Raw genomic sequence first — 25723 nt, forward strand, 5'->3', positions numbered from 1 at the left:
AAATATTTTTAAGTCACCCTGACTTTATGGTGCTGGAATGTGATGACCCGGTTGTTGCTGAAAAGTTTTTATTATTTCTTTGTTGTAGTCATCAGTATTTTGCTGATCACTTGATACTTTGTCGGAATAATATTTGATTATTCCTGCTGCAATACTCCAAGCTACCCTACTTTGATAGAGGGGATCCCTAAGCAACTCTTCTTCTTTGTGGTTTGTAATAAAACCGATCTCCACAATGGTTGCCGGCATTTTGGTTTTTCGCAGGGCAAAATAATCTACTTGTTTGGCCTTTCGGGTAGTATTTTTTAGTGACCCTGTCATTTCCGATTGAATGCATTCAGCTAAGCTTTTACTATCTTCTGAGCCAGGTTGCGAAAATACCTGAGCCCCATGTTCCCTTGGACCTGTGTAGGCATTACAGTGAATACTTATATATAAGTCTGCATTTTTTTCATTGGCCATATCGGTTCTCCTAGTTAAATCCTGCTGTTTTTTGCTTTTCCAACCAGATGACGAGCTATCACTTAAATCTACATCAGTTTCCCGTGTCATAATCACTGTAGCTCCCATTTGTCTTAATACAGTGGCTAGTTTTTTTGAAACTTCTAAATTTATCTCTTTTTCAGGAACACCACTAACACCTATCTTTCCCGGGTCCCTGCCCCCATGTCCTGGATCTACGACGATAATTTTATTAGCCAATACATAGGACATAGCTGCTATATTTTTTTCTTCCCACCTATCAAGGGCTATCTGAACCAACTGAAAGGCAAGGACACCAAACATAGCTAAACCTAATAAATACCTCTTCTTTATTTTAACGGCCCGAATCAAAGCCACTGCATACCCTCTCCTTTTTGAACATGTAATCTTACTTAGAAAGGATATGCATGCAAACTGGAAAATAGAATATTTTTAGGTACAAATATCCATTAGCTTTTAGCTTTAGTTTAGGCCTTTCTATTACTGTTTAACAACTGTGCTGAAAAATCTTATTTTCAAACTTACTGGTACCGTTCACAGTGTGTGAAGCTAATTGCTAATAGCTAAGGGCTAATAATAGCTAAAAAGGAAGGCCCAAGGCCTTCCTTTGCTTCGCTGATATTAACGTTTGGAGAACTGAGGAGCACGACGTGCTTTCTTGAGACCGTATTTACGACGCTCTTTCATACGAGGGTCACGGGTTAAGAAACCAGCACGTTTTAATACAGAACGTAGATTGGGGTCAGCTTGTACCAGAGCACGAGCAAGACCATGCCTTGCAGCACCTGCTTGACCGCTTACACCACCACCGATTACCTTAACAATTACGTCAAAACGTCCGGCAGTATTGGTTAACTCTAAGGGTTGACGAACAACCATATCTAAAGTTTTACGACCAAAATAGTCTAATACTTCTTTATTGTTTACTAAAACCTTGCCTTCGCCGGGAACCAGATAAACTCTGGCCACAGCATTTTTACGACGGCCTGTTCCGTAAAACTGTACTTGAGCCACAATATTTCCTCCTTCCGGTAAAGATCTTAAAAATTAGAAGTTCCACACTTCTGGCTGTTGAGCCTGATGGGGATGCTCGTTACCTGCATAAACCTTCAGCTTTTTAAACTGCTGATCTCCTAAACGGTTATGAGGTAGCATACCTTTAATGGCTCTCTCCACCATTAGCTCAGGGCGCTTATCCATCATGGTGCGGTAAGGAGTTTGTTTCAAACCGCCAGGATACCCACTGTGCCGGGTGTACATTTTTTGATCCAATTTTTTACCGGTAAGGATTACCTTATCAGCATTAATTACAACCACATGGTCTCCGGTATCTACGTGGGGTGTAAACATAGGTGTATGCTTGCCACGCAGGATACGGGCAGCTTCTACTGCAACACGACCAAGGGCCTTTCCCTCAGCATCTATGACATACCACTTCCGCTGTACATCAGCTGGCTTGGCCATAAACGTAGTCTTCATTTATCCGTTACCCTCCCTTAAAGCCTGTGCCAGCTTACGATAACGGGGCGGGAATCGCAACTGGCCACACATAAGTGTATTTTAATCCAAACATATACCACTGTCAAGTGGAAGCACATTACTTTGTCGATGGAAGGTATTTCATTGTTTAGCTATTAGTCCTTAGCTTTTAGCTGTGTGAAAACTTCAACTACATACTAAGGATATTGTCTTATTGCTAATGGCTAGACCCAAAAGGAATGCATCATTAGCCTAATACTCCACTTCCATCAAACACAATCCCTGGGGTGGTGCTGTAAAGCCTGCCAATTTACGGTTTTTGCCCTGGATAATCCCTGGCATATCCTCTGGCTTTATTTTTCCGATACCAAGGCCAATTAATGTGCCTGTAATTATGCGAACCATATTGTATAGGAATCCATTTCCCCTAACGTACAGATGAATGATCGGTAATTCTTCAATAATTTCTGCTCGGAAGATTGTTCTAATAGTATCCTTTACTGGTGTACCCTGAGCTTGAAAACTTTTGAAATCATGACTTCCCAGTAGGTGCAGTGCACCCTTCCGCATGGCTTCCACATCGAGTTTCCTTGGTTCATGGTAGCAATATAGTCGATGAAAGGGCGAGAGAACTCTATGGTTATAAATAGAGTAGCGATAGGTCTTTGCACTGGCTGAAAACCTGGCATGGAAGTCCATTGTTACTTCCTCTGCCTTAACAATTCTAAGATCCAGGGGCAAAAGGGCATTCATGGCTAAATGAATCTTTTCGATGGGAATTGGCCATTTATCACTACGAAAATTCACAACCTGACCTTGGGCATGAACTCCTGCATCGGTACGACCAGCCCCTATGACCTGAATTGAATTTTTTCCTAGGGTACTTAGGGTGCTTTCCAACACTTCCTGTATGGTTGCCAATCCAGTTCCCCGTTGCTCCTGGAAACCGTGATAATTTGTACCATCATAGGCCACGGTTAATTTGATATTCTTCATTTAGTTCCTCCATCGACCTAAAATCGACAAATATTTCAGGGGTCTGACCCCCATAGATTAGGTCCAACGGTCAAAGCTTACCGTAACCAGTGCAGCAAACACTAGCAGCAGTATCAGAAAATCAAACGGCTTATATCGATACTGCTTTAGACTTGTACGACCTTGATCTCCCCTATAACAGCGAGCATCCATTGCCACAGCCAACTCGTCTGCTCTCCTAAGGGAACTAGCCAGCAGAGGGACTAGTAAGGCCACAGAGGCCTTTAATCTTTGTCCAAGGTTTCCTGTAGCAATACTACCTCCCCTGGATTGTTGAGCCTTCATGATAATCTCAGCTTCCTCCAACAATGTGGGAATAAATCTAAGGGCTATGGTTAGCATCATTGCTAATTCATGAACTGGTAACCCAATGGTCTTAAAGGGGTGGAGAAGTTTTTCCATGGCTCCCGTAAGATTCACTGGTGTTGTGGTCATGGTAATAAGCATAGTAGATAGAATAAGTAGGCTTAAACGGTAAATTAGTCTTAACCCTAAGAAAAAACCCTCACGGCTTACTGTAAAAATGCTCCACTGCCATAATGTTTCTCCAGGATAGGATATAGACTGTAGGATCAAGCTAATTATAAGGATCAACCACAGGAATTTCATGCCTCGCAGGAAAGCTGAAAGCGGTACCTTAGCTAGTACCAAGGCCAATAGTACAGGAGTAGCCCCTGCAATATAACTCAGCGATTGATTAGCTAGCAGTACTGCTGCCATAATGAGCGGCATGGCTAACAGTTTAGCCCTAGGATCCATCCGGTGCATTATAGAATCTCCGGGATAATACTGGCCAACCGTGATGTTTGAAAAAAGGGACAAATCGTTCTTCCTTTCCTCTTCTTAGTCGTTAGCTGTTAGTCTTTAGCTTTTAGCATAACGGCCATGGGCCATGAGCCGTGGGCCTTAGTCTTGTAGGGGCCGACCTCTGGTCGCCCGTTCTCTGGTTGCTCCATAGTTTTTCATCTTCTGATGGTGCTGTGAGTCATAAGTTAAAGACCCCCTAAGAAAAACAAGCACAAAAAGCCCAAGGCTCATGGCTCATGCTCACGCCCATGGCTCTCTTCTAAGGCCTTAAGCTGAGGGCTGACGTCTGTGACTAATAGCTAATGGTTAACAGCTAAAACGACCCATGGACTTCAATATCTTCCCCACTTCCTGTTCAGCCTCTTTAAGGGTAGTCATTTCTTTGCTGGATAACCCCTTAGCCCTTAGAGACGTGGCAAGTTCCGTTGCGAAGGGAACTCCAAGGCCCATGGCCTCTAGTTTTTCCCCCTGGCAAAACACTTCCTTAGGTGTACCCTCCATAACTACCTTCCCCCGCTGCAAAACCGTGACTCGGTCTGCTCGATGAGCTACTTCTTCCATATCATGGGTGACCAACACAATGGTTATTCTTTCTTTTCTACACAAGTTAGAAAACATATTCATTAATTGTTTCCTTCCCCGGGGGTCTAGGCTGGCTGTTGGCTCATCCAGCAATAATATTTTAGGTTCCATAGCTAAGATACCCGCTATGGCTACCCTACGTTGTTGTCCACCACTAAGCTTAAAGGGTGATATTTGAAAATATTCTTCTTCTAGCCTTACTTTATCCAATGCCGCTTTTACCCTGCGGTCAACTTCTGTTTGATCCAAGCCAAGATTTTGGGGACCATAGGCTACATCGTTCCAAACTGTGTCCTCAAACAGTTGTTTTTCCGGGTATTGAAAAACTATGCCCACTTGACGCCAAAGGTGAGTACGATTTTTCTTATCGGCCAAATCTATGCCTGCTATGCTTATTTTGCCTGTTCCTGCAATTAGCCCTGCCATAGCCTGTAGTAGCGTGGATTTGCCTGATCCCTGGGAACCAATGATAGCCCTAAACTCTCCCTCTAGAACTGAAAGACTCACATCGCATAGGGCCTGCCGTTCCATAGGAGTTTTTGGAGCATAGGTAACGTTAAATTTGTTGATTTCAATTATTGGAGACATAAATATTCTACCCAATCCTTTACACCCAAAGGAACATTAGGAACAACCAGACCCTTTTGTTTTATCCTTTTAGCTAGCTCCGCAGCCGGGGGGAGTTCTAATCCTATATTAGCCAGCAGTTCAATATTAGCAAAACATTCTTTTGGATCTCCCTCTAGGGCTAGTTTCCCTTTTTCCATCACTATAATTCTATCTGCCATTACTGCTTCTGACATATCATGGGTAACTAGCAAAAGAGTTTTATTCATCTGTCTTAATCTATGTAATTCCCAAAGAACTCTTTTTCTACCCCCAGGGTCTAACATCGAAGTCGGTTCATCCAAGACCAACACCTCTGGTTCCAGGGCAAGTACTGAGGCAATGGCTACTCTTTGTTTTTGCCCGCCAGAAAGCCTGTGAGGAGGAAAATCCAACAAATGGGATAATTCCATTCTTTCACTAATTTCATTTATACGTTTTTTCATCTCTACTGGCGGAAGTCCTATATTCTCCAGGCCAAAGGCAAGTTCTTCTTGCACCAGAGCAGCCACCAGTTGGTTATCCGGGTTCTGAAATACCATGCCTACTTTTCGCCTGATCTCCCAAATACTTTTTTCATCACTGGTTACTAACCCATCAACAATTACTTTTCCCTTTGTTGGTATTAACAAACCATTTAATAGTCTGGCCAATGTAGACTTTCCGGAACCATTAGGTCCTAGTATAGCAATCATTTCACCTGGATATAGCTCTATACTGATATTCTCCAGAGTATAGGCAGTACTTGCCTCTGGATATCGATAATAAATATTCTCAATCGATATTATAGGATTTCTCATAAGGCCTCACAGCATCATTTGTTCTTAGTATAATATTACGTTTTAGAAACTCGCAAAGAATTAACCCACTTGCAATGCGAAGGTGCTAAGCCATACCCTAAAGGGCATGTAGTATTAGTGCCCTTTAAGGTACCATTTCGTCCTTAATTTGTCTATGTATATATGAAAGCTTAATTCTCTAGGATATGGCAAAAAGCCCCAGGGTGACCGAAGCATCGGTTAATCCCCGGGGCTCTTTTGCCTTCACCTTTAGGCAAGGCGAAACGGAAACCACACAATCCCGGGGTTTCCGCCAATTCTTTTACGCCATGGAATTATACTAGTTCCAACAGCACCATTTCAGCTGCGTCACCCCGGCGATAACCCACTTTGATAATACGTGTGTATCCGCCTTGACGGTCAGCATATTTGGGAGCGATAGTATCAAATAGTTTTTTGACTACATCTTCTTCATAGATGTATTCTAAGCACTGGCGGCGGGCAGCCAAGTCACCCTTCTTGGCAACAGTTACCAGCTTGTCAGCAATGCTTCGCACATCTTTAGCTCTGGGTCCGGTGGTTTCAATCCGTTCATCCCGGAATAAAGAGGTAACGAGGTTTCTCAGCATCGCTTTGCGATGGCCAGTGGTTAAACCAAATCTACGATAGCCCACAATTCGTCCCTCCCTTACTCGTCATCGGTCCTAAGCGACAGGCCTAGTTCGTGCAATTTATTAATTACTTCTTCCAGCGACTTCTTGCCGAGGTTACGTACTTTCATCATATCCTCTTCATTACGCTGAATCAGTTCTTCTACAGTGTTGATGCCAGCCCGTTTCAGGCAGTTATAGGAGCGTACTGACATATCAAGTTCCTCAATGGTCATCTCTAGGATCTTGTCCTTCTGCTCCTCTTCTTTTTCTACCATAATTTCAACATCATTAACTGTCTCTGTTAAACCAATAAACAGTCTGAGATGTTCATTTAATATTTTGGCAGATAGGCTGGTAGCCTCGTCCGGTCGGATACTGCCGTTGGTCCAGACCTCAAGAGTGAGCTTGTCATAATCCGTTATTTGACCTACACGGGTGTTTTCCACATTGTAGTTCACCCTACGTACCGGTGTATAGATGGAATCGACAGGTATAACCCCTATAATGTGCTCACCCTTTTTATTCTTCTCTGCTGAAGAATATCCCCGGCCCTTGTTTACAGTAATCTCCATAAACAGCCGTCCACCGGTGTCAAGGGTTGCCAGATGTAAGTCAGGGTTCAATATTTCAACATCGGCATCAGTAATAATATCACCGGCAGTGACGGGACCTTCGGTTTGTGCTTCCACCCGAAGAACTTTTTCCTCGTCGCTGTGAATCTTAAGGCAAAGATTTTTCAGGTTTAGAATAATATCGGTAACATCCTCCTGAACCCCTGGAACTGTGGCAAACTCATGCAGTACACCCTCGATTTTAACGGATGTAACAGCAGCCCCAGGCAGGGAGGATAGTAGAATCCTGCGCAGAGAGTTGCCCAGGGTAATACCATAGCCACGCTCTAGAGGTTCTACTACAAATTTACCGTATGTGTTATCCTCACTCTGTTCTACTATCTCAATCTTCGGCTTTTCAATTTCCAACAATTCGGTAACCCTCCTTTGGCCGGACCGGAACTAATATACCGACCAATTACCTGGAATACAGCTCGACAATTAAATGCTCTTCAACCGGAGCGTCGATTTGATCCCGGCTGGGTAATGCAACAACTCTGCCTTTAGCTTCTTGTCCGTCATACTCCAACCATGCTGGAGGAGTACGATCAGCTGATCTCTCCATCAATTCTTTAACACGAGGAGATGCTTTGCTCTTTTCACGAACAGCAATTTCATCGCCAACACGAACTTGGAAAGAAGGGATGTTTACCTTTTTACCGTTTACGGTAAAGTGGCCATGAAGAACCAGTTGTCTTGCCTCTACGCGAGAAGCTCCCAGACCTAGACGGTAAACTACATTATCCAAGCGACGCTCTAAAAGACGTAACAGGTTTTCACCAGTAACACCTGGTTGACGTTCTGCATGTTCGAAATAGTTGCGGAAAGGTTTCTCCAGTACGCCGTAAATACGACGTGCTTTCTGCTTTGCACGCAATTGAATACCATATTCAGAAACTTTTTTACGACCTTGACCATGTTGTCCGGGAGCATAACTACGACGGTCAATAGCACATTTACCGGTGTAGCAACGGTCTCCCTTTAAATACAGTTTTAGGCCTTCACGCCGACAAAGGCGGCAGTGTGGACCAGTGTATCTTGCCATGGAAACTCATGCACCTCCCTAATTACACTCTCCGGCGCTTAGGCGGCCGGCAACCGTTGTGAGGAATCGGAGTAACATCTTTAATCATGTTAACTTCCAGACCAGCAGCCTGCAGTGAACGAATAGCAGCCTCACGTCCGGAACCAGGTCCCTTAACTGTAACTTCTACTTCTTTTAAACCGTGTTCCATCGCGTCTTTGGCAGCAGCTTCTGCAGCCATTTGGGCGGCAAAGGGAGTGCTTTTACGGGAACCCTTAAAGCCAACCTGACCAGCACTGGACCAGCCAAGGGTATTGCCCTTAAGGTCGGTAATGGTTACGATGGTATTGTTAAAGGTGGACTTAATATGGGCCACACCTTGCTCAATATTTTTCTTGTCTTTACGTTTAGTTCTTACTTGGCGACGAGCCATGTTTGTTCTTTACCCCCTCTCGCCTTACTTCTTCCTGCGTGCACCAACAGTCTTCTTAGGACCCTTACGGGTACGAGCGTTGGTTTTTGTACGCTGGCCGCGAACAGGAAGTCCGCGACGGTGCCTGAGGCCACGGTAGCATCCAATTTCAATCAGACGCTTGATATTGAGGGCAACTTCTCTGCGAAGGTCACCTTCAACCTGAATATTTTTATCAATATAGTCTCTGAGCTTATTGACTTCTTCTTCAGTTAAATCTTTCATTCTAGTATCCGGATTTACTCCGGTTTGAGCTAGAATTTTTTGAGCAGTTGGCTTACCAATGCCGTAGATATAGGTAAGAGCTATTTCTGCTCTTTTATCTTTCGGCAGGTCCACCCCGGCAATACGTGCCATATTACGAATACACCTCCCGTGTTACCCTTGCTTTTGCTTATGCTTGGGGTTTTCGCAGATAACCATAACCTTACCTTCACGGCGGATAATCTTGCATTTTTCACAAATCGGTTTTACCGATGGTCTGACTTTCATAATGTAACCCTCCTTTGGGGGATCTTGTTTACTTAAAGCGGTAAACGATGCGACCCCGGGTTAAGTCATAGGGAGACAGTTCCACCGTAACCCTGTCGCCAGGTAGTATACGGATAAAATTCATACGAATTTTTCCCGATACATGTGCCAGTACCTTATGTCCGTTCTGTAGCTCTACCCGAAACATAGCGTTTGGGAGCGGCTCTAATACTTTGCCTTCTACTTCTATAACATCATTTTTTGACATTGCTCTTTACCCAACCTCCTTAACCTTTGAGTAAAGGTTACTCCTGGAGCTTTCTTATCATTTCAGCCATTTCTGACATGATATCTGCATTTGTTATCTTTATTTGGGCAGCTAGCTTTGTTCCGATTACTTCTGAATATAGCTGGTAAAATTTAAGATGCTTAATATTCTTTCTTTTGGGTTTCTCTATGCCACGATACTCCCCATCGGTTACAGTTACAAAACTATTGCCTAAAACGTTAACAACCAGGTAGTACCTTCCCACATCACGCCCTTGGGTCGAACTTACCAGTTGCCCGGGCCTCACTTCCTCAATCAAACCTTGCACCTCCAACACCTCTCCGTGCCTCGGTCTTCTAAAGTTTTGTTAGAATCTCTGGCGTATCATCGGTTATGGCGATTGTGTGTTCAAAGTGAGCTGACAACCTTCCGTCAAGGGTTACGACCGTCCAATCATCATCAAGGGTGCGTACCTCAAAGGTACCCAAGTTTACCATTGGTTCAATTGCTAATGTCATTCCTTTTTTAAGCCTGGGCCCCCGGCCAGGAGGACCAAAATTAGGTATCTGTGGATCCTCATGCATTTTGGCTCCTATACCATGCCCCACATAGTCCCGAACAACTGACATGCCCTGTTTCTCGACACATTTTTGGACGGCATTAGAAACGTCGGAAAGGCGATTACCTTCCACTGCTTGAGTAATGCCGGCATATAATGATTCTTCGGTTACTCTTAACAATTCCTGAGCCTCTTGACTTATGGTTCCTACCGGTACTGTTAGAGCACTGTCACCAACAAAACCATTTATTACCGCACCACAGTCAATGCTAATAATATCCCCATTTTCCAATTTTCTTAAACCGGGGATTCCATGAACAACTTCATCATTCACAGAAGTGCACAGGGTTCCGGGGAAACCGCCATACCCTTTAAATGCCGGTTTAGCACCTTTGCTACGAATAAAATCTTCTGCCTTGCTGTCAAGTTCCTTGGTAGTAATGCTAGGCTTAACCATACCCTTGAGAATTTCAAAGGTTTCAGCAACAACCCGTCCGGCATCCCGCATATAGTTTAGTTCGCGCTCATTTTTTATAGTAATCATTTGTTTCACCCGCTATTTCAAGAAGCCTTGGTAACTCCGCATCAGCAGGTGTGATTCAATCTGCTTCATCGTATCTAAAGCAACACCTACGACAATCAAAAGTGCGGTGCCACCGAAGTATACGTTAGGAATACGGGTTAACGCTAGTATTACGTTTGGTAAGATAGCAATCAGCGCTAGGAAGATTGCCCCAGCCAAAGTGATTCTACTCATAACTTTACTAATATATTCTGCAGTAGAGCGTCCCGGGCGTAGTCCAGGGATAAACCCTCCGTACTTTTTAATGTTTTCTGCCATATCAACTGGGTTCATAATTACCGCTGTGTAGAAGTAAGTAAAACCAATAATCAATAGGGCATAGAAAATACTGTTGAGAACTCCACCCCAGGCAAACCACTTTAGGTACCAAGCAGCAAATGCATTGCCAGAAAACCATGATGCAATTTGACCTGGGAACATTAACAGTGATGATGCAAAGATAATTGGAATAACGCCAGCCTGGTTTACCTTTAAAGGCAGATGTGAGGTTTGACCGCCGTACACACGACGTCCCACTACACGCTTGGCATATTGTACAGGAATACGTCGCTGACCTTCCTGCACATAAACAACAGCTGCAATCACCAGAATTCCAATGATCACGAGAACCAGAACACTAAAGATGTTAATAGTTCCAGTCTTTAGATACTGACCGATATTGACCATAGCTGATGGAATTCTGGAGACTATACCAGTAAAAATCAGTAATGATATACCATTGCCTATTCCCTTATCTGTGATTTGCTCACCAATCCACATTAAAAGCACGGTACCAGCAGTAAATGTAATGGCCACTGTTAGGTAATTTAAAACACTGGGATTAGCCAGAGCACCCTGCAGAGCCATGGTCATACCAATAGCCTGAACAAAGGCTAAAACAGCTGTAAAGTATCGGGTATATTGGGTGATTTTTTTACGCCCCTCTTCCCCTTCCTTTGCTAATTTCTCTAAATGAGGAATTACCACAGTAAGGAGCTGCATGATAATAGAGGCGTTAATGTATGGGGTAATACTCATCGCAAAGATACTTGCGTTTTTGAATGCTCCCCCAGAGATGACATCAAAAAAACCAAGCAATTGACCAGTTTGCAGTAGCTTGGCAAATGCCTCCGGGTTAACTCCAGGTACCGGTATGTGGGCACCCACCCGGAACAAGAAAAGCATTGCCAGGGTAAAAAGCAGCTTGCTCCGCAGTTCGTCTAGTTTGAACGCAGTTGTCAGGCTGTTTAACACCCTTAGATCACCTCGGCTTTTCCGCCTGCAGCAGCAATCTTTTCAGATGCCGTTTTACTAAAGGCATGAACTTTTACGGTTAAAGCTTTTTCTAGGGTGCCATCCCCCAAAATCTTCACACCGTCGCCGATCTTCTTTATTACACCTGTTTCTAATAATAACTCTGGAGTTACTTCAGTGCCAGCTTCAAAAACATTCAACTGATCTAAGTTGATAGCAGTAATCTGCTTCTTGAAAATGTTTGTGAAGCCCCTCTTGGGGAACCGGCGTTGTAAAGGCATTTGACCGCCTTCGAATCCAGGACGTACACCGCCGCCTGATCTAGCCTTTTGACCCTTGTGACCTTTGCCGGCAGTTTTACCTAAACCGGAGCCGATACCCTGACCCTTACGGGTTGGCTTTGTTCTTGCACCGGGAGCTGGTCTTAATTCGGAAAGATTCACCGGTACACCTCCTTTAGGCTTCCTCGACCTTGACTAGGTGAGAAACTTTATTGATCATACCCCTAATATTGGGGCTGTCGGTTTGTTCTACTATACTATTGGTCTTACCCAAGCCAAGGGCGCGGACAATTTTCCGCTGTGCCTCAGGCCTGCCGATAAGACTGCGTACTAGCGTAATTTTCAGCTTGGCCATTGTCCGTCCCCCTATCCTAATAATTCCTCTACGTTTTTACCGCGTAGACGTGCCACTTCTTCTGGGGTCTTAAGCTGCTTAAGCCCTTCCATGGTAGCGTTTACCATGTTGTTAGCGTTATTAGAACCTAATGATTTTGTTAAGATATCTCTTACACCAGCCAATTCTAGGATGGCACGTACGGGACCGCCCGCAATTACTCCAGTACCTTTAGCAGCTGGCTTCATTAGAACTTTTCCGGCTCCAAAGCGACCTTGAACTTGGTGGGTAATAGTTGTTCCATTTAAAGGAACTTCTATCATGTTTTTCTTAGCATCTTCAATTCCCTTGCGAATAGCTTCAGGAACTTCCGCGGCTTTACCTAAGCCGGCACCCACGTGACCGTTACCGTCGCCAACTACCACCAGAGCGGAGAAGCTAAAGCGCCGACCACCCTTAACAACCTTGGCAACACGGTTAATATAGACAACCTTTTCGGTTAGTTCCAGCTTGCTGGCATCAATTCTTGCCATGTGTCGTTGCTTCCCTCCTTTAAGATCAGACTAAAAGTCTAATCCTGCTTCTCTGGCACCCTCTGCCAGAGCTTTTACACGACCGTGGTAGAGGTATCCTGCACGGTCAAATACTACTTCCTTAATACCCTTTTCCAGGGCCAGCTTGCCGACTAAATCGCCAACAGCTTTGGCAGCTTCAACATTGCCACCATTTTTCACTTTTCCTTTAAGTTCCGGCGATAGGGTTGAAGCGGCAACCACGGTCACGCCAGTTTCATCATTGATGAGTTGGGCATAGATATTATTTAGGCTGCGGAAAACGTTAAGACGTGGTCTTGCCGCGGTGCCCAAAATTTTATTCCGGACTCTAAGACGACGCTTTGCACGTATCGCTTTACGGTCAGGTTTGGTAAGCAACCGAGTTCAACTCCTTCCCTATTTCTTGCCTTTACCGCCGGCTTTACCGGCTTTGCGGCGAATGTTTTCGCCTTCGTATTTAATACCCTTGCCTTTGTATGGTTCGGGTTCACGAACTGCACGGATATTGGCTGCTAACTGCCCTACAGCTTGCTTATCGCATCCCTTAATAGCAATCTTAGTTGCTGCAGGAACTTCGATTTCAATGCCAGCCGGGGGCTCTATTTCAACCGGGTGAGATTTACCGATGGTCAGCACCAGCTTATTACCCTGCTTGGCAGCGCGGTAACCAACACCAACCAGCTCAAGATTACGCTGGAAGCCGTTGGTCACTCCTACTACCATGTTGTTTAACAGGGTGCGGGTTAGACCATGTAAAGCTCTGTGGTTTTTTGCATCACTGGGACGCTCCACCACCAGATTGCCTTCCTCCAGTTTAATGATCATATCCTGGTGGAATTCCTGTTCCAATTGGCCCTTGGGTCCTTTAACGGCTAAAACGTTGCCGTTCATTTTTACATCAACACCTTGGGGCACTGGAATAGGCTTTTTACCAATCCTGGACATCTGTCACACCTCCTGTTACGACGCTTACCAGACGTAGCAAATAACCTCGCCACCGAGTCCGTTTTGACGTGCTTGTTTGTCGGTCATAATACCCTTTGATGTGGATACAATGGCGATACCTAGCCCACCTAATACCTTAGGGATTTGGTCTTTCTTTGCGTATACACGCAGACCGGGCTTGGAAATTCTCTTCAGTCCAGTGATAACGCGTTGTTTATTTACACCGTACTTTAGATACAGTCTAATAGTTCCTTGTTTACCATCTTCAATTGTTTCGTAGTCTTTAATGTAGCCCTCTTGCTTCAGGATCTCAGCAATAGCCTTTTTTACATTGGAGGCCGGGGCTTCTACCTTATCATGGTAAACAGTGTTAGCATTGCGAACCCTTGTTAAAAAATCCGCAATGGGATCAGTCATGACCATGTGATGCAACCTCCTTCCTGATTACCAGCTGGCTTTCTTTACTCCCGGAATCTCCCCACGATAGGCAAGCTCACGGAAGCAAATACGGCAAATACCAAACTTTCTCATATAACCATGGGGGCGACCACACAGTTTGCAACGATTATGTCCGCGCACCGTAAATTTCTGTGGTGCGTTGGCCTTATTAATCATGGATTTTTTGGCCACCGAATTACCCTCCTTTACCGGAAGTTAGCTTACTTAACAAAGGGAATGCCCATAAGTTTCAGTAGCTCTCTGGCTTCTTCGTCAGATTTGGCAGTGGTTACGAATGTAATATCCATACCACGCACTTTATCAATTTTATCATATTCAATTTCTGGGAAAATCAGTTGTTCTTTGAGGCCCATTGTATAGTTACCACGGCCATCGAAAGACTTATCTGATACCCCACGAAAATCTCTTACCCGGGGCAGCGCAACGTTGAACAGTCTGTCAACAAATTCATACATGCGCTCGCCACGCATTGTTACTTTAGTACCAATGGTCATACCTGCACGCAGTTTAAATGCAGCGATTGACTTTTTGGCTTTGGTAGTAATAGGACGCTGACCTGTAATAGCCATCAAATCGCCTACTGCAGCATCAACAGCCTTGCTGTTTTGAACTGCTTCGCCCAGGCCAACGTTGATAACAACTTTTTCAAGCTTAGGAACCTGCATGATATTCTTATAACCAAACTTTTGCATTAAAGCTGGTTGAACTTCGCTCAGGTACTTATCCTTTAGCCTTGCCACGTTTTTTCCTCCTTTCCGAGCTCTTGTTAGCTGAGTGTTTCACCGCAATGTTTGCAAATACGCTCTTTATTGCCGTTGTCCAGAACTTTCTTCTGAATACGCGTTGCTTTATTGCATTTATTGCAGAACAGCATAACGTTGGAGCTATGGATGGGGGCCTCTTTTTCCACAATACCTCCTTGAGGCATTTGTGGAGTGGCCTTCCGGTGGCGTTTAACAACGTTAACGCCTTCAACAATCACACGGTTTTTAGCAGGTTCTACGGTAACAACTTTACCCTTTTTACCAGCATCCTTACCGGTAATTACCATAACAGTATCGCCCTTGCGAACGTGAACTTTCGGCATGTAGTTCATACACCTCCCGATTAAGAAGTGAGAGGGGATTTTAGGGTTGGATCGTATTAATCTCCTACCACTCTTACCTCTTGCTTAATCCGACTAGATAACTTCAGGTGCAAGTGAAACAATTTTCATAAAGTCTTTTTCACGCAACTCCCGGGCTACGGGTCCAAAGATACGTGTTCCCCTGGGGGTTTTGTCATCTTTGATGACAACAGCGGCGTTTTCATCAAACTTGATGTAAGAACCGTCTGGACGGCGTACTTCTTTGTTAGTGCGTACAATAACGCACTTAACTACGTCACCCTTTTTAACAACGCCGCCGGGTGTAGCTTCCTTTACAGAAGCAACAATAATATCACCAACACTGGCATAACGACGCAGGGAGCCTCCCATGACACGAATGCACATTAACTTTTTAGCTCCTGTGTTGTCTGCAGCCTTTAAGATCGTTTGAACTTGAATCACGCAAAAAACCTCCCTTCGTGCCCGGTATTAGCCAAATCTAAAGTTGTTCGGCCCTTTCCAGGATTTCTATCAGACGCCAACGCTTATCCTTGGAAAGCGGACGGGTTTCCATGATACGTACAGTATCGCCAATGCGACAGCTGTTTTCTTCATCATGGGCTTTGAATTTTGTAGTCTTACGAATGGTGCGGTTATAAAGCGGGTGGCGAACACGATCTTCAACAGCAACAACGATAGTCTTATCCATCTTGTCGCTGACTACTTTACCTTGACGAGTTTTGCGCATGTTACGCACTTGTTCCACCATCGTACCTCCTTCCTGGTCGATGACTATTTCCACAACTATGCTTATCGAATACCTAGTTTTCTTTCGGTTTCGACGGTCTTTAAGCGAGCAATATTACGCTTAACATCTTTAATCTTCATGGGGTTATCCAATTGTCCGGTTGCCAATTGAAATCTTAATTTGAAGAGTTCATCTTTGGAGTCATCTATCTTCTTAGCCAGCTCGACATCAGAAAGATCTCTGATTTCCTTAACTTTCATTGGCTTCACCTACTTCCCCACGTACTACAAACTTGCATTTAACAGGAAGTTTATGCATAGCTAAACGCATAGCTTCACGAGCGATAGGCTCGGCAACGCCTGCTACTTCAAACATAACACGACCTGGTTTAACAACAGCCACCCAGTGTTCTGGAGCACCTTTACCGGAACCCATACGTGTTTCAGCTGGTTTCTGGGTGATCGGCTTATCTGGGAATATGCGAATCCATACTTTACCACCACGTTTAATATAACGAGTCATGGCAATACGAGCAGCTTCGATTTGACGGTTTGTAATCCAACCAGCCTCTAGAGCCTGGATTCCGTATTCACCGAAACTTACCTCTCTACCGCCCTTAGAAACGCCTCCGTTACCACGGGGACGGTGCTGCTTGCGGTATTTAACCCTTTTCGGAATAAGCATCGGTTACTCGCCTCCTTGACCGGCTGCGGGTTTTTTCGCTTCCGGTAAAACTTCTCCTTTATAGATCCAAACTTTTACGCCAATTTTACCGTAGGTAGTATTGGCCTCAGCGAAGCCATAGTCAATATCAGCACGCAGAGTGTGAAGGGGCACTTTGCCTTCACTATACCATTCAGTGCGAGCGATTTCAGCACCGCCCAAGCGGCCACTGCAGGCAATCTTGATACCCTTGGCACCCATTCTTAGGGAGCGCTGTACAGTTTGCTTCATGGCACGACGGAATGCAATCCGCTTTTCCAACTGGGAAGCAATATTTTCTGCCACCAGTTGTGCATCAGCTTCCGGAGTTTTAATTTCAACAATATTTACGTGAACCTGCTTAGCAGTCATTTTCTCAAGCTCTTTACGTAAAGCTTCTACTTCTGCACCACCGCGACCAATAACAATACCAGGTTTGGCAGTGTGAATGGAAATTTTCACGCGGTTAGCTGCACGTTCAATCTGAACTTTAGCAATACCTGCTTGATATAGCTTGCGCTTAATATATTCACGAATTTTAACGTCCTCGATTAACAAATTGGAGTAATTGCGTTTATCAGCAAACCATTTACCATCCCAGTCTTTGATTATGCCAATACGCAAACCCTTTGGGTTAACCTTCTGGCCCACGCAATTATCCCTCCTTTTTATCCGAAACCACTACGGTGATGTGGCTGGTCCTTCTTTTTATTATGTCAGCCCGTCCCATAGCCCTAGGCATCATGCGTTTTAGGCTGGGACCTTGGTCAACGAAAATTTGGGATACTACTAATTCATCTTTATCCATATCATTATTGTGTTCCGCGTTAGCAGCGGCAGATTTAACCACTTTGGTCACTGCAGCGGCAGCCTTATTCGGGGTATAACGCAGAATGGCCAATGCCTCTTCTACTTTTTTGCCACGAATTAAATCAACTACCATGCGGGCTTTACGCGGGGACACACGGATAAATTTTGCGATAGCTCTCGCTTCCATCGTTTATCCCCCTTACTTAAGTCCAGTGGACCGTTCTGATTTATCAGCGTGGCCTCTGTAGGTACGAGTAGGTGCGAATTCACCTAATTTATGTCCAACCATATCTTCAGTAACATATACTGGGATATGTTTACGCCCATCATAAACAGCAATGGTGTGGCCGATCATCTGTGGGAAGATGGTGGAGCGGCGGGACCAGGTCTTAAATACCTTTTTTTCGCCTTTCTCATTCATCCCTTCAATTTTCTTCAGAAGGTGATCGTCTACAAACGGTCCTTTTTTTAGAGAACGAGCCATTATGAACCTCCTTCCGGATCATGGTCATGTTCCATATTCACGGGGCCGGGTGTGTTGTTGGCCCTGTACTATTTCTTATTACGATGTTTTACAATTAAGCGATCGCTTTTCTTTCTACCACGGGTCTTAACACCCATAGCCAATTTACCCCAAGGAGTAGATGGATTGCGACCGATTGGGTTACGGCCCTCACCACCGCCGTGTGGGTGGTCAACAGGGTTCATAACTTTACCACGTACGGTAGGTCTAATACCTAAGTGGCGAGAACGACCAGCTTTACCTATGGTAATATTCTCATGCTCAAGGTTTCCAACTTGGCCGATTGTTGCCCGGCATTCTTGCAATACTAGGCGCATTTCACCAGAGGGTAAACGCAGGTTTGCATATTTACCTTCTTTGGCCATTAATTGCGCAGAGGTTCCAGCAGAGCGAACAATTTGAGCTCCAGCACCGGGGTGCAATTCAATGTTGTGGATCATGGTACCAACAGGAATGTTCCGTAATGGTAAGCAGTTACCTACTTTGATATCCGAATCTGGACCGGATACAACAGTTAGGCCAACTTCCAGACCTACAGGAGCTAAAATATAACGTTTTTCACCGTCTGCATAGTTAAGAAGAGCAATACGTGCCGAACGGTTGGGATCATATTCAATAGATGCAACCTTAGCAGGGATGCCATCTTTATTGCGTTTGAAATCGATTAAGCGGTACATCCGCTTATGGCCACCACCCTGGTGCCTAACAGTCAGTCGGCCCTGGGCGTTGCGTCCCCCGGTCCTCTTTATGGGCTCTAGCAAAGATTTTTCAGGATCAACCTTGGTAACCTCGCTAAAGTCGGGAACAGTTACAAACCGGCGGCCAGGTGAGGTAGGTTTAAAATTTTTAACTGCCACCTGGGCTTCCCTCCTTACAGTCCTTCAAAGATCTCGATCTTGTTGCCTTCTTTTAAGGTAACAATGGCTTTTTTACGGTCAGGGGTTTTGCCAGTGAATTGACGAACGCGCTTTAATTTGCCTTTAACGCGCATGGTGCTCACCTTTTCCACCTTAACCTTGAAAATTTCCTCAACAGCCTTTTTAACTTCGGTTTTGTTAGCATTGAGATCTACAATGAAGGTGTATTTATTCTCTGCTAGCAAACCAGTACTCTTCTCAGTTACCACCGGCTTGATGAGGATATCGCGTGGGTTTTTCATTACGCCAGCACCTCCTCAATTTTAGCAACGGCATCTTTGGTGATAACCAGCTTGGTGTATTTTAATAAATCGTAAACGTTTACTCCATCAGCTTTAAGAGGCTTTACACCTTCAATATTTCTAGCAGATTTTTCAACATTTAAGTCACGTTCAGCAGTTACTACCAAGGCTTTATCAGCCTTTAGATTGCTCAAAATACGTACCATTTCTTTGGTCTTAGGAGCATCTATGGTCAGGCTGTCTAACACAACAATGTCCTGATCTAATACCTTACTAGAAAGGGCTGACTTGAGAGCTAGACGGCGCACTTTCTTGGGCAGAGAAATAGCATAGTCACGAGGATGGGGACCAAAGACAATACCACCCTTACGCCAGATCGGAGATCTGCTGCTACCAGCTCTGGCACGTCCGGTGCCCTTTTGACGCCAGGGTTTGCGTCCGCCACCGCGTACTTCTGATCTAGTTTTTGTATCGTGAGTACCTTGGCGTTGGTTGGCCAACTGCATGTTTACTGCTTCATGCATGACATGCTCATGGGGTTCAATGCCAAAAACTTCGTCTTTGAGCTCCACTTCGCCAACTTGTTCGCCGTTGATGTTATATAAAGCTACTTTAGGCATTCGTTCACAGTCCTCCTTTCGCTGCGTCACCGCTACTTAGCTTTGACGCTATTCTTAACCAGTAATAGGCCACCCCTAGGTCCGGGCACTGCACCTTTAATAGCAATTAGGTTGCGTTCAGAGTCAACCTTAACTAATTCAAGGTTTTGAACGGTTACACGTTCAACTCCATAGTGACCGGGAAGTTTTCTACCCTTAAAGGTACGAGCAGGGCCTTTTGCTGCGGAGGAACCGGGCCGACGGTGATACTTAGAACCATGGGCCATAGGTCCACGATGGAAATTGTGACGTTTGATACCACCGGCAAAACCTTTACCCTTGGAAGTTCCTACAACGTCCACCTTTTCGCCCTCAGCGAAGATGTCCGCTTTAATTTCTTGACCTACTTCAAAAGCATCTAGGTCATCCACTTTGAATTCCCTCAGAAAACGTACAGGACGTACACCAGCTTTGGACAAATGGCCTTTGGTGGGTTTGTTCAGTAAGTTTTCACGTTTTTCACCAAAGCCCAATTGGATAGCACTGTAGCCATCGTTTTCGGGAGTTCTCTTTTGTACTACCAGACAAGGACCTGCTTCAACAACGGTAACAGGAATTGCAATACCTGCTTCGTTAAAGATCTGGGTCATGCCAACTTTTTTGCCAAGAATACCTTTTGGCATGGGGAAACACCTCCTGTTATAGTCAGAGGTTAGAAGCTCTGGTACCCCAGGCTCCTAACATACACTGCGGGGTCAATTAAAGTTTAATTTCAATATCCACGCCGGCAGGTAAGTCCAAGCGCATTAGAGCATCTACAGTTTTTGGAGTGGGCTCAAGGATATCAATTAAACGCTTGTGTACACGCATTTCGAATTGTTCCCGGGAATCTTTATTAACATGGGGGGAACGCAAAATGGTGTAAATGCTCTTTTCAGTTGGTAGGGGTACAGGACCTGCTACCTGAGCACCAGTCCGCTTAGCTGTATCTACAATTTTAGTGGCAGACTGATCTAGCATTTGATGATCAAAGGCTTTTAGCCTAATTCTAATCTTTTGGCTTTTCATTTACTAACTCTCCCTTCGTCCGATTTGCGGACTGCTCCATGAAAATTACCTCAGAATACGAGCAACCTTCCACTTCATCGCTAGTCATTTTCGAAGTTCTGCGTTCGTGTTTCGAGGTTCGATCCGGGTATTTCTCCCGGGTCTTCTTTAACCTCGAACTTCGAACTTCGAATCCCGAATTTCTAAATTATGAACGGATACCAGTTACAACGCCAGCACCTACGGTACGACCGCCCTCGCGGATAGCGAAGCGCAGACCTTCTTCAATGGCGATGGGTGTAATCAGATCTACATCTACTTTAATGTTGTCACCAGGCATTACCATTTCTACACCTTCGGGCAGCTGTACGATACCGGTAACGTCAGTGGTGCGGAAGTAAAACTGAGGACGATAGCCGTTGAAGAAAGGAGTATGACGGCCGCCTTCTTCTTTGGTCAGTACGTATACTTCAGCACTGTATTTGGTGTGGGGGTTAATGCTGCCGGGTTTAGCTAATACTTGACCACGCTCAATTTCCTTACGATCTACACCACGCAGCAGAGCACCAATGTTGTCTCCAGCCTGAGCAAAGTCCAGCAGCTTGCGGAACATTTCTACACCAGTTACAACAGTCTTACGAGGTTTCTCGTTCAGACCTACGATTTCAACTTCGTCTTGTACTTTTACTTGACCACGCTCTACACGACCGGTAGCAACGGTACCGCGACCAGTAATGGAGAACACGTCTTCTACGGGCATCAAGAACGGCTTATCTACAGCACGCTCAGGAGTAGGAATGTAAGCATCTACATTGTCCATTAACTCCCATACCTTGCCACACCATTCGCATTCACGCTTACCACAGCCACATTCCAGTGCTTTCAGACCGGAACCTGCTACAATGGGGGTGTCATCGCCAGGGAATTCATAGGAGCTCAGCAGTTCGCGAACTTCCATATCTACCAGTTCGAGCAGTTCAGCATCATCAACCATGTCGGCTTTGTTCAAGAATACTACGATGTAAGGAACACCAACCTGACGAGAGAGCAGAATGTGCTCACGGGTTTGGGGCATTGGGCCGTCAGCAGCGGATACAACCAAAATAGCTCCGTCCATTTGAGCAGCACCAGTGATCATATTTTTAACATAGTCAGCGTGACCAGGGCAGTCAACGTGTGCGTAGTGACGATTTGCAGTTTCATATTCTACGTGTGCAGTGTTAATAGTAATACCGCGTTCACGTTCTTCAGGAGCGTTATCAATTTCATCGTAACGTTTTACAGCAGCACCACCGGAAGTAGACAGTACCACGGTGATAGCAGCAGTCAGAGTGGTTTTACCATGGTCAACGTGACCAATGGTTCCGATGTTTACGTGGGGTTTAGTACGTTCATATTTTGCCTTTGCCATTCTATTACTTTCCTCCTTGCACCTTTGGAAAATATCTTATTGATTAACCGTTGCGCTTAGCAATAATTCCTTCGGCAATGTTCTTGGGTACTTCATCATAGTGGTCATGCTGCATGGAATAAACACCACGACCTTGGGTTTTAGAACGCAAATCGGTAGCATAACCAAACATTTCTGCCAGGGGAACAAAGGCAGTTACAATCCTGGCATTGCCGCGTTGACCCATTTCATCGATACGTCCACGACGGCTGTTTAGGTCACCAATAACGTCGCCCATGTACTCTTCGGGCACTGTTACTTCAACCTTGAAGATGGGCTCCAGCAAAACTGGGTTTGCCTTCTGGGCACCATTTTTGAATGCCATAGAACCAGCAATCTTAAAGGCCATCTCTGAGGAGTCTACTTCATGGTAAGAACCATCGTAAAGGGTTGCCTTGATGTCCACCATCTGATAGCCTGCTAATACACCGTTTTCCATCGCTTCCCGAATTCCGTTATCAACCGGAGCAATGTATTCTCTGGGAACTACACCACCCACAATCTTGTTAACGAATTCGTAGCCTGGGCCACCTGCTTCCAGGGGTTCCAGTTCAATCCAGACATGTCCGTATTGACCTTTACCACCAGACTGGCGAACAAACTTCCCTTCGGCCTTAATAGCTTTACGAATGGTTTCTTTGTAAGCAACCTGTGGACGTCCTACGTTGGCCTGAACTTTAAATTCACGCAACAGACGATCTACAATAATTTCCAGGTGTAACTCACCCATACCAGCAATAATTGTCTGACCAGTTTCCTCATCGGTACGCACCTTAAAGGTGGGATCCTCTTCAGACAGTTTGCTTAAAGCCACACCCATTTTATCCTGATCCGCCTTAGTTTTAGGCTCGATGGCTACGTGAATAACTGGGTCAGGGAATTCCATGGACTCCAGAATAATTGTGTTTTTCTCATCACAGAGTGTATCTCCGGTAGTAGTATCTTTCAGACCAACTGCCGCAGCAATATCACCGGCATATACCTCAGGAATCTCTTCCCTGTGATTTGCATGCATCTGAAGAATACGACCAATCCGTTCTTTTTTACCCTTTGTGGAGTTGAAAACGTAGGAACCTGATTTTAAAGTCCCGGAATATACCCGGAAGTAACTGAGTTTGCCTACGTATGGATCAGTCATGATTTTAAAAGCCAGTGCCGCAAAGGGCTCTGCATCACTAGAGATCCTTTGGTCTTCAGCACCAGTATCAGGATTTATACCCTGAATCGCCGGAACATCAGTTGGAGCCGGCAAATAATCTACAATTGCATCCAACAGAGACTGAACACCTTTGTTTTTAAAAGAAGAACCACAAATTACCGGAGTGATTTTAACTGACAGAGTGGCTTTACGAATAGCCAGCTTGATTTCTTCTTCTGTCAGTTCTTCGCCTTCTAGGTACTTCATCATCAGTTCTTCATCAGATTCAGCCACTGCTTCCAGCATTTTTTCACGGTATTCTTCAACTTGCTCTACCATATCTGCTGGAATTTCAGCTTCTTCACTATTTGTGCCCAGGTCATCAATATACATGATGGCCTTCTTAGTTACCAGATCCACAATACCTTTAAAGCGATCTTCGCTACCAATAGGTAATTGAATCGCTATTGGGTTAGCGCCCAGACGATTTTTGATCATGTCCATGCCGTTAAAGAAATCGGCACCAACACGGTCCATTTTGTTGATATAGGCAAGTCTGGGTACACCGTACTTATCAGCCTGTCTCCAAACAGTCTCAGACTGGGGTTCTACCCCACCGACCGAACAAAATACAGCCACAGCACCGTCTAATACCCGTAGCGAACGTTCTACTTCAACAGTAAAATCCACGTGCCCGGGTGTATCTATAATATTTACACGGTGATCCTTCCATTGAGCCGTGGTTGCAGCAGAGGTAATGGTAATTCCACGTTCCTGCTCTTGAACCATCCAGTCCATGGTGGCTGCACCATCGTGAACTTCACCAATCTTGTGAACTCTCCCGGTGTAGAACAATATACGCTCAGTGGTAGTGGTTTTTCCGGCATCAATATGGGCCATAATGCCTATGTTGCGGGTTCTTTCCAATGGAAACTGTCGGGCCATAATGACTCCCCCTTACCACCTGTAGTGAGCAAATGCTTTGTTAGCCTCAGCCATTTTATGTGTATCTTCACGCTTCTTAACAGTTGCGCCAGTATTATTAGCTGCATCCATGATTTCTGCAGCCAGTTTTTCTGCCATAGACTTGCCACCACGCTTGCGGGTAAATAAAACCAGCCAGCGGATACCCAGAGTCTGACGACGATCTGCCCTTACCTCAACAGGAACCTGGTAGTTGGCACCACCAACACGGCGTGCTTTAACTTCCAGAACAGGCATCACATTTTTCATGGCAGTATCAAAAACCTCTAAAGGGCTTTTGCCTACTTTTTCTTGAATGATTTCAAAGGCATCATAAATAATCTTTTCAGCTACGCCACGCTTACCATCCAACATCATTTGGTTAACAAGTTTGGTAACAATCTTGCTCCCGTAGATAGGATCGGGAAGTACATCCCGTTTGGGGATTCCACCTCTTCTTGGCACTAATTTTCCCCCCTTTACACGATAATCTATATTGTTAATGATTAAGTAAACTTATTTTTTAGGCCGTTTAGCTCCATATTTGGAACGGCTGCGGTTGCGGTTTTGAACACCTGCAGAATCCAGTGCGCCACGAACAATATGGTAACGTACACCAGGTAAGTCCTTAACACGACCACCGCGAACAAGAACCACTGAGTGCTCTTGAAGGTTATGGCCAATGCCAGGAATATAAGATGTAACCTCAATGCCGTTTGTTAGGCGAACACGTGCCACTTTACGCAGGGCAGAGTTAGGCTTCTTTGGTGTTGTAGTATATACTCTGGTACAAACGCCTCTTTTTTGAGGACATTCTTTCAGAGCAGGGGCAGTTGATTTGTAAATAACCTGTTCACGACCCTTGCGAATGAGCTGGTTAATGGTAGGCATATCTCTCTACACCTCCTCTCGAAGTACTGCATATTAAGTCGAAATTTTTAATGCTCAGTAATAGCTGCTATGGCACAGCCCACTTCAATGTTGCAAGCTCTGCCTAATTCTTTCATAGTCTCAACCTTTATGACTGGTATGTTTTTAGAAGAACAAATCCGAAGGATGGGGTCTACCACGCGATGCTCTGCATCGGAAGCCCAATACACTTCCTTTGCCTGAGATTTTTCTACAGCCTTTAACGTCTGTTTTGCCCCTATTGTTTTCTTGCGGGCAGCCTTTAAAGGCTCCAAAGACATGGTATTCCCACCTCCAGTAATAAAACACTTACATATAATATCACTTACAATAATCCGTGTCAATAATTTGTATTTCGGGTTGTTATAGT

At 44.9% G+C, this 25723-nt stretch carries 43 protein-coding genes; all 43 read right to left on the minus strand.

The features are described from left to right. Positions 1 to 24: 24 nt before the first annotated feature. Positions 25 to 840, minus strand: coding sequence for an N-acetylmuramoyl-L-alanine amidase family protein (locus ACYQ03_RS00935; protein WP_459906979.1), 816 nt, complete (start codon positions 838 to 840; stop codon positions 25 to 27). Positions 841 to 1104: 264 nt separating this feature from the next. Next, positions 1105 to 1497, minus strand: a complete 393-nt coding sequence (rpsI, locus tag ACYQ03_RS00940) for a 30S ribosomal protein S9 (RefSeq protein ID WP_459906980.1) — start codon at positions 1495 to 1497, stop codon at positions 1105 to 1107. A 33-nt stretch (positions 1498 to 1530) separates the two neighbouring features. After that, entirely contained in the window at positions 1531 to 1962 is a 432-nt protein-coding gene (gene rplM, locus ACYQ03_RS00945) for a 50S ribosomal protein L13 (protein ID WP_459906981.1), read from the minus strand. 252 nt (positions 1963 to 2214) lie between these two features. Further along, the gene (gene truA / locus ACYQ03_RS00950) at positions 2215 to 2958 is read right to left on the minus strand and encodes a tRNA pseudouridine(38-40) synthase TruA (RefSeq protein WP_459906983.1); all 744 of its coding nucleotides are present in this window, start codon (positions 2956 to 2958) and stop codon (positions 2215 to 2217) included. A gap of 57 nt (positions 2959 to 3015) precedes the next feature. Further along, complete coding sequence (locus tag ACYQ03_RS00955; RefSeq protein ID WP_459906984.1) at positions 3016 to 3819, minus strand: energy-coupling factor transporter transmembrane component T family protein; 804 nt, start codon at positions 3817 to 3819, stop codon at positions 3016 to 3018. 291 nt (positions 3820 to 4110) lie between these two features. Then, complete coding sequence (locus ACYQ03_RS00960; RefSeq protein WP_459906985.1) at positions 4111 to 4974, minus strand: energy-coupling factor transporter ATPase; 864 nt, start codon at positions 4972 to 4974, stop codon at positions 4111 to 4113. Further along, positions 4962 to 5792, minus strand: coding sequence for an energy-coupling factor transporter ATPase (locus ACYQ03_RS00965; protein WP_459906986.1), 831 nt, complete (start codon positions 5790 to 5792; stop codon positions 4962 to 4964). Before ACYQ03_RS00965 ends, ACYQ03_RS00960 begins: the two co-directional genes overlap by 13 nt. A 314-nt stretch (positions 5793 to 6106) precedes the next feature. Next, a complete protein-coding gene (gene rplQ, locus ACYQ03_RS00970) occupies positions 6107 to 6445 on the minus strand; it encodes a 50S ribosomal protein L17 (protein WP_333532144.1) in 339 nt (112 codons plus the stop codon). 14 nt (positions 6446 to 6459) lie between these two features. Next, positions 6460 to 7407: a DNA-directed RNA polymerase subunit alpha gene (locus ACYQ03_RS00975; protein WP_459906987.1), complete on the minus strand. Its 948-nt coding sequence runs from the start codon at positions 7405 to 7407 to the stop codon at positions 6460 to 6462. A 46-nt stretch (positions 7408 to 7453) separates the two neighbouring features. Beyond that, positions 7454 to 8080: a 30S ribosomal protein S4 gene (rpsD, locus tag ACYQ03_RS00980; protein WP_459906988.1), complete on the minus strand. Its 627-nt coding sequence runs from the start codon at positions 8078 to 8080 to the stop codon at positions 7454 to 7456. Between the two features lie 22 nt (positions 8081 to 8102). Next, the gene (rpsK, locus tag ACYQ03_RS00985) at positions 8103 to 8492 is read right to left on the minus strand and encodes a 30S ribosomal protein S11 (protein WP_459906990.1); all 390 of its coding nucleotides are present in this window, start codon (positions 8490 to 8492) and stop codon (positions 8103 to 8105) included. Between the two features lie 24 nt (positions 8493 to 8516). After that, on the minus strand, positions 8517 to 8888 hold the full coding sequence (gene rpsM, locus ACYQ03_RS00990; RefSeq protein WP_459906991.1) for a 30S ribosomal protein S13: 372 nt from the start codon (positions 8886 to 8888) through the stop codon (positions 8517 to 8519). Between the two features lie 21 nt (positions 8889 to 8909). After that, positions 8910 to 9023, minus strand: a complete 114-nt coding sequence (gene rpmJ, locus ACYQ03_RS00995; protein WP_003544690.1) for a 50S ribosomal protein L36 — start codon at positions 9021 to 9023, stop codon at positions 8910 to 8912. Between the two features lie 28 nt (positions 9024 to 9051). Continuing rightward, positions 9052 to 9270 (minus strand): translation initiation factor IF-1, encoded by a 219-nt coding sequence (infA, locus tag ACYQ03_RS01000; protein WP_003544696.1) that lies wholly within the window; start codon positions 9268 to 9270, stop codon positions 9052 to 9054. A 37-nt stretch (positions 9271 to 9307) separates the two neighbouring features. Further along, on the minus strand, positions 9308 to 9598 hold the full coding sequence (locus tag ACYQ03_RS01005; RefSeq protein WP_459906993.1) for a KOW domain-containing RNA-binding protein: 291 nt from the start codon (positions 9596 to 9598) through the stop codon (positions 9308 to 9310). Between the two features lie 28 nt (positions 9599 to 9626). Beyond that, the gene (gene map / locus ACYQ03_RS01010) at positions 9627 to 10373 is read right to left on the minus strand and encodes a type I methionyl aminopeptidase (protein WP_459906994.1); all 747 of its coding nucleotides are present in this window, start codon (positions 10371 to 10373) and stop codon (positions 9627 to 9629) included. 12 nt (positions 10374 to 10385) lie between these two features. Next, positions 10386 to 11645, minus strand: coding sequence for a preprotein translocase subunit SecY (gene secY / locus ACYQ03_RS01015; protein WP_459906995.1), 1260 nt, complete (start codon positions 11643 to 11645; stop codon positions 10386 to 10388). A gap of 2 nt (positions 11646 to 11647) precedes the next feature. Further along, complete coding sequence (rplO, locus tag ACYQ03_RS01020) at positions 11648 to 12088, minus strand: 50S ribosomal protein L15 (RefSeq protein ID WP_459906996.1); 441 nt, start codon at positions 12086 to 12088, stop codon at positions 11648 to 11650. A 13-nt stretch (positions 12089 to 12101) separates the two neighbouring features. Then, positions 12102 to 12281: a 50S ribosomal protein L30 gene (rpmD, locus tag ACYQ03_RS01025; RefSeq protein WP_459906998.1), complete on the minus strand. Its 180-nt coding sequence runs from the start codon at positions 12279 to 12281 to the stop codon at positions 12102 to 12104. Positions 12282 to 12292: 11 nt separating this feature from the next. Continuing rightward, positions 12293 to 12793, minus strand: coding sequence for a 30S ribosomal protein S5 (gene rpsE, locus ACYQ03_RS01030; protein WP_459906999.1), 501 nt, complete (start codon positions 12791 to 12793; stop codon positions 12293 to 12295). Between the two features lie 30 nt (positions 12794 to 12823). Beyond that, the gene (rplR, locus tag ACYQ03_RS01035; RefSeq protein ID WP_459907001.1) at positions 12824 to 13192 is read right to left on the minus strand and encodes a 50S ribosomal protein L18; all 369 of its coding nucleotides are present in this window, start codon (positions 13190 to 13192) and stop codon (positions 12824 to 12826) included. A gap of 18 nt (positions 13193 to 13210) precedes the next feature. Then, positions 13211 to 13759, minus strand: a complete 549-nt coding sequence (gene rplF, locus ACYQ03_RS01040; protein ID WP_459907003.1) for a 50S ribosomal protein L6 — start codon at positions 13757 to 13759, stop codon at positions 13211 to 13213. Between the two features lie 24 nt (positions 13760 to 13783). Beyond that, positions 13784 to 14182, minus strand: a complete 399-nt coding sequence (gene rpsH, locus ACYQ03_RS01045) for a 30S ribosomal protein S8 (RefSeq protein ID WP_459907004.1) — start codon at positions 14180 to 14182, stop codon at positions 13784 to 13786. A gap of 21 nt (positions 14183 to 14203) precedes the next feature. Further along, positions 14204 to 14389 carry a type Z 30S ribosomal protein S14 gene (locus tag ACYQ03_RS01050; RefSeq protein WP_011876617.1) on the minus strand — a complete coding sequence of 62 codons (186 nt, stop codon included), beginning with the start codon at positions 14387 to 14389 and terminating at the stop codon, positions 14204 to 14206. A gap of 29 nt (positions 14390 to 14418) precedes the next feature. Continuing rightward, entirely contained in the window at positions 14419 to 14958 is a 540-nt protein-coding gene (gene rplE, locus ACYQ03_RS01055; protein WP_459907006.1) for a 50S ribosomal protein L5, read from the minus strand. Positions 14959 to 14984: 26 nt separating this feature from the next. Further along, complete coding sequence (rplX, locus tag ACYQ03_RS01060) at positions 14985 to 15305, minus strand: 50S ribosomal protein L24 (RefSeq protein ID WP_459907008.1); 321 nt, start codon at positions 15303 to 15305, stop codon at positions 14985 to 14987. Between the two features lie 93 nt (positions 15306 to 15398). Further along, positions 15399 to 15767 carry a 50S ribosomal protein L14 gene (rplN, locus tag ACYQ03_RS01065; RefSeq protein ID WP_459907009.1) on the minus strand — a complete coding sequence of 123 codons (369 nt, stop codon included), beginning with the start codon at positions 15765 to 15767 and terminating at the stop codon, positions 15399 to 15401. Between the two features lie 37 nt (positions 15768 to 15804). Continuing rightward, positions 15805 to 16074 (minus strand): 30S ribosomal protein S17, encoded by a 270-nt coding sequence (gene rpsQ / locus ACYQ03_RS01070; protein WP_459907010.1) that lies wholly within the window; start codon positions 16072 to 16074, stop codon positions 15805 to 15807. 41 nt (positions 16075 to 16115) lie between these two features. Further along, on the minus strand, positions 16116 to 16313 hold the full coding sequence (gene rpmC, locus ACYQ03_RS01075; protein ID WP_459907011.1) for a 50S ribosomal protein L29: 198 nt from the start codon (positions 16311 to 16313) through the stop codon (positions 16116 to 16118). Next, the gene (gene rplP / locus ACYQ03_RS01080; RefSeq protein WP_459907013.1) at positions 16303 to 16737 is read right to left on the minus strand and encodes a 50S ribosomal protein L16; all 435 of its coding nucleotides are present in this window, start codon (positions 16735 to 16737) and stop codon (positions 16303 to 16305) included. The genes rpmC and rplP overlap by 11 nt, the downstream gene beginning before the upstream one ends. A gap of 3 nt (positions 16738 to 16740) precedes the next feature. Beyond that, the gene (gene rpsC / locus ACYQ03_RS01085) at positions 16741 to 17406 is read right to left on the minus strand and encodes a 30S ribosomal protein S3 (protein ID WP_459907015.1); all 666 of its coding nucleotides are present in this window, start codon (positions 17404 to 17406) and stop codon (positions 16741 to 16743) included. A gap of 4 nt (positions 17407 to 17410) precedes the next feature. Beyond that, a complete protein-coding gene (gene rplV, locus ACYQ03_RS01090) occupies positions 17411 to 17752 on the minus strand; it encodes a 50S ribosomal protein L22 (RefSeq protein ID WP_459907017.1) in 342 nt (113 codons plus the stop codon). 12 nt (positions 17753 to 17764) lie between these two features. Then, the gene (gene rpsS / locus ACYQ03_RS01095; protein WP_459907018.1) at positions 17765 to 18049 is read right to left on the minus strand and encodes a 30S ribosomal protein S19; all 285 of its coding nucleotides are present in this window, start codon (positions 18047 to 18049) and stop codon (positions 17765 to 17767) included. Positions 18050 to 18117: 68 nt separating this feature from the next. Further along, positions 18118 to 18945 (minus strand): 50S ribosomal protein L2, encoded by an 828-nt coding sequence (gene rplB, locus ACYQ03_RS01100; RefSeq protein WP_459907020.1) that lies wholly within the window; start codon positions 18943 to 18945, stop codon positions 18118 to 18120. 14 nt (positions 18946 to 18959) lie between these two features. Next, complete coding sequence (gene rplW, locus ACYQ03_RS01105) at positions 18960 to 19247, minus strand: 50S ribosomal protein L23 (protein WP_459907022.1); 288 nt, start codon at positions 19245 to 19247, stop codon at positions 18960 to 18962. Beyond that, positions 19247 to 19867 (minus strand): 50S ribosomal protein L4, encoded by a 621-nt coding sequence (gene rplD / locus ACYQ03_RS01110; RefSeq protein ID WP_459907023.1) that lies wholly within the window; start codon positions 19865 to 19867, stop codon positions 19247 to 19249. Before rplD ends, rplW begins: the two co-directional genes overlap by 1 nt. 32 nt (positions 19868 to 19899) lie before the next feature. Continuing rightward, positions 19900 to 20529, minus strand: coding sequence for a 50S ribosomal protein L3 (rplC, locus tag ACYQ03_RS01115; protein WP_459907024.1), 630 nt, complete (start codon positions 20527 to 20529; stop codon positions 19900 to 19902). A gap of 76 nt (positions 20530 to 20605) precedes the next feature. Continuing rightward, entirely contained in the window at positions 20606 to 20914 is a 309-nt protein-coding gene (rpsJ, locus tag ACYQ03_RS01120) for a 30S ribosomal protein S10 (protein WP_003544757.1), read from the minus strand. A 187-nt stretch (positions 20915 to 21101) separates the two neighbouring features. Further along, on the minus strand, positions 21102 to 22304 hold the full coding sequence (tuf, locus tag ACYQ03_RS01125) for an elongation factor Tu (protein WP_459907026.1): 1203 nt from the start codon (positions 22302 to 22304) through the stop codon (positions 21102 to 21104). A gap of 43 nt (positions 22305 to 22347) precedes the next feature. Further along, positions 22348 to 24426, minus strand: a complete 2079-nt coding sequence (gene fusA / locus ACYQ03_RS01130) for an elongation factor G (RefSeq protein ID WP_459907028.1) — start codon at positions 24424 to 24426, stop codon at positions 22348 to 22350. Positions 24427 to 24438: 12 nt separating this feature from the next. Further along, positions 24439 to 24909 carry a 30S ribosomal protein S7 gene (rpsG, locus tag ACYQ03_RS01135; protein WP_459907029.1) on the minus strand — a complete coding sequence of 157 codons (471 nt, stop codon included), beginning with the start codon at positions 24907 to 24909 and terminating at the stop codon, positions 24439 to 24441. 51 nt (positions 24910 to 24960) lie between these two features. Further along, positions 24961 to 25335 carry a 30S ribosomal protein S12 gene (gene rpsL / locus ACYQ03_RS01140; protein WP_459907031.1) on the minus strand — a complete coding sequence of 125 codons (375 nt, stop codon included), beginning with the start codon at positions 25333 to 25335 and terminating at the stop codon, positions 24961 to 24963. A 47-nt stretch (positions 25336 to 25382) separates the two neighbouring features. After that, on the minus strand, positions 25383 to 25634 hold the full coding sequence (locus ACYQ03_RS01145) for a ribosomal L7Ae/L30e/S12e/Gadd45 family protein (RefSeq protein ID WP_459907032.1): 252 nt from the start codon (positions 25632 to 25634) through the stop codon (positions 25383 to 25385). Positions 25635 to 25723 lie beyond the last annotated feature (89 nt).

The organism is Desulfotomaculum defluvii (genome assembly GCF_054657375.1).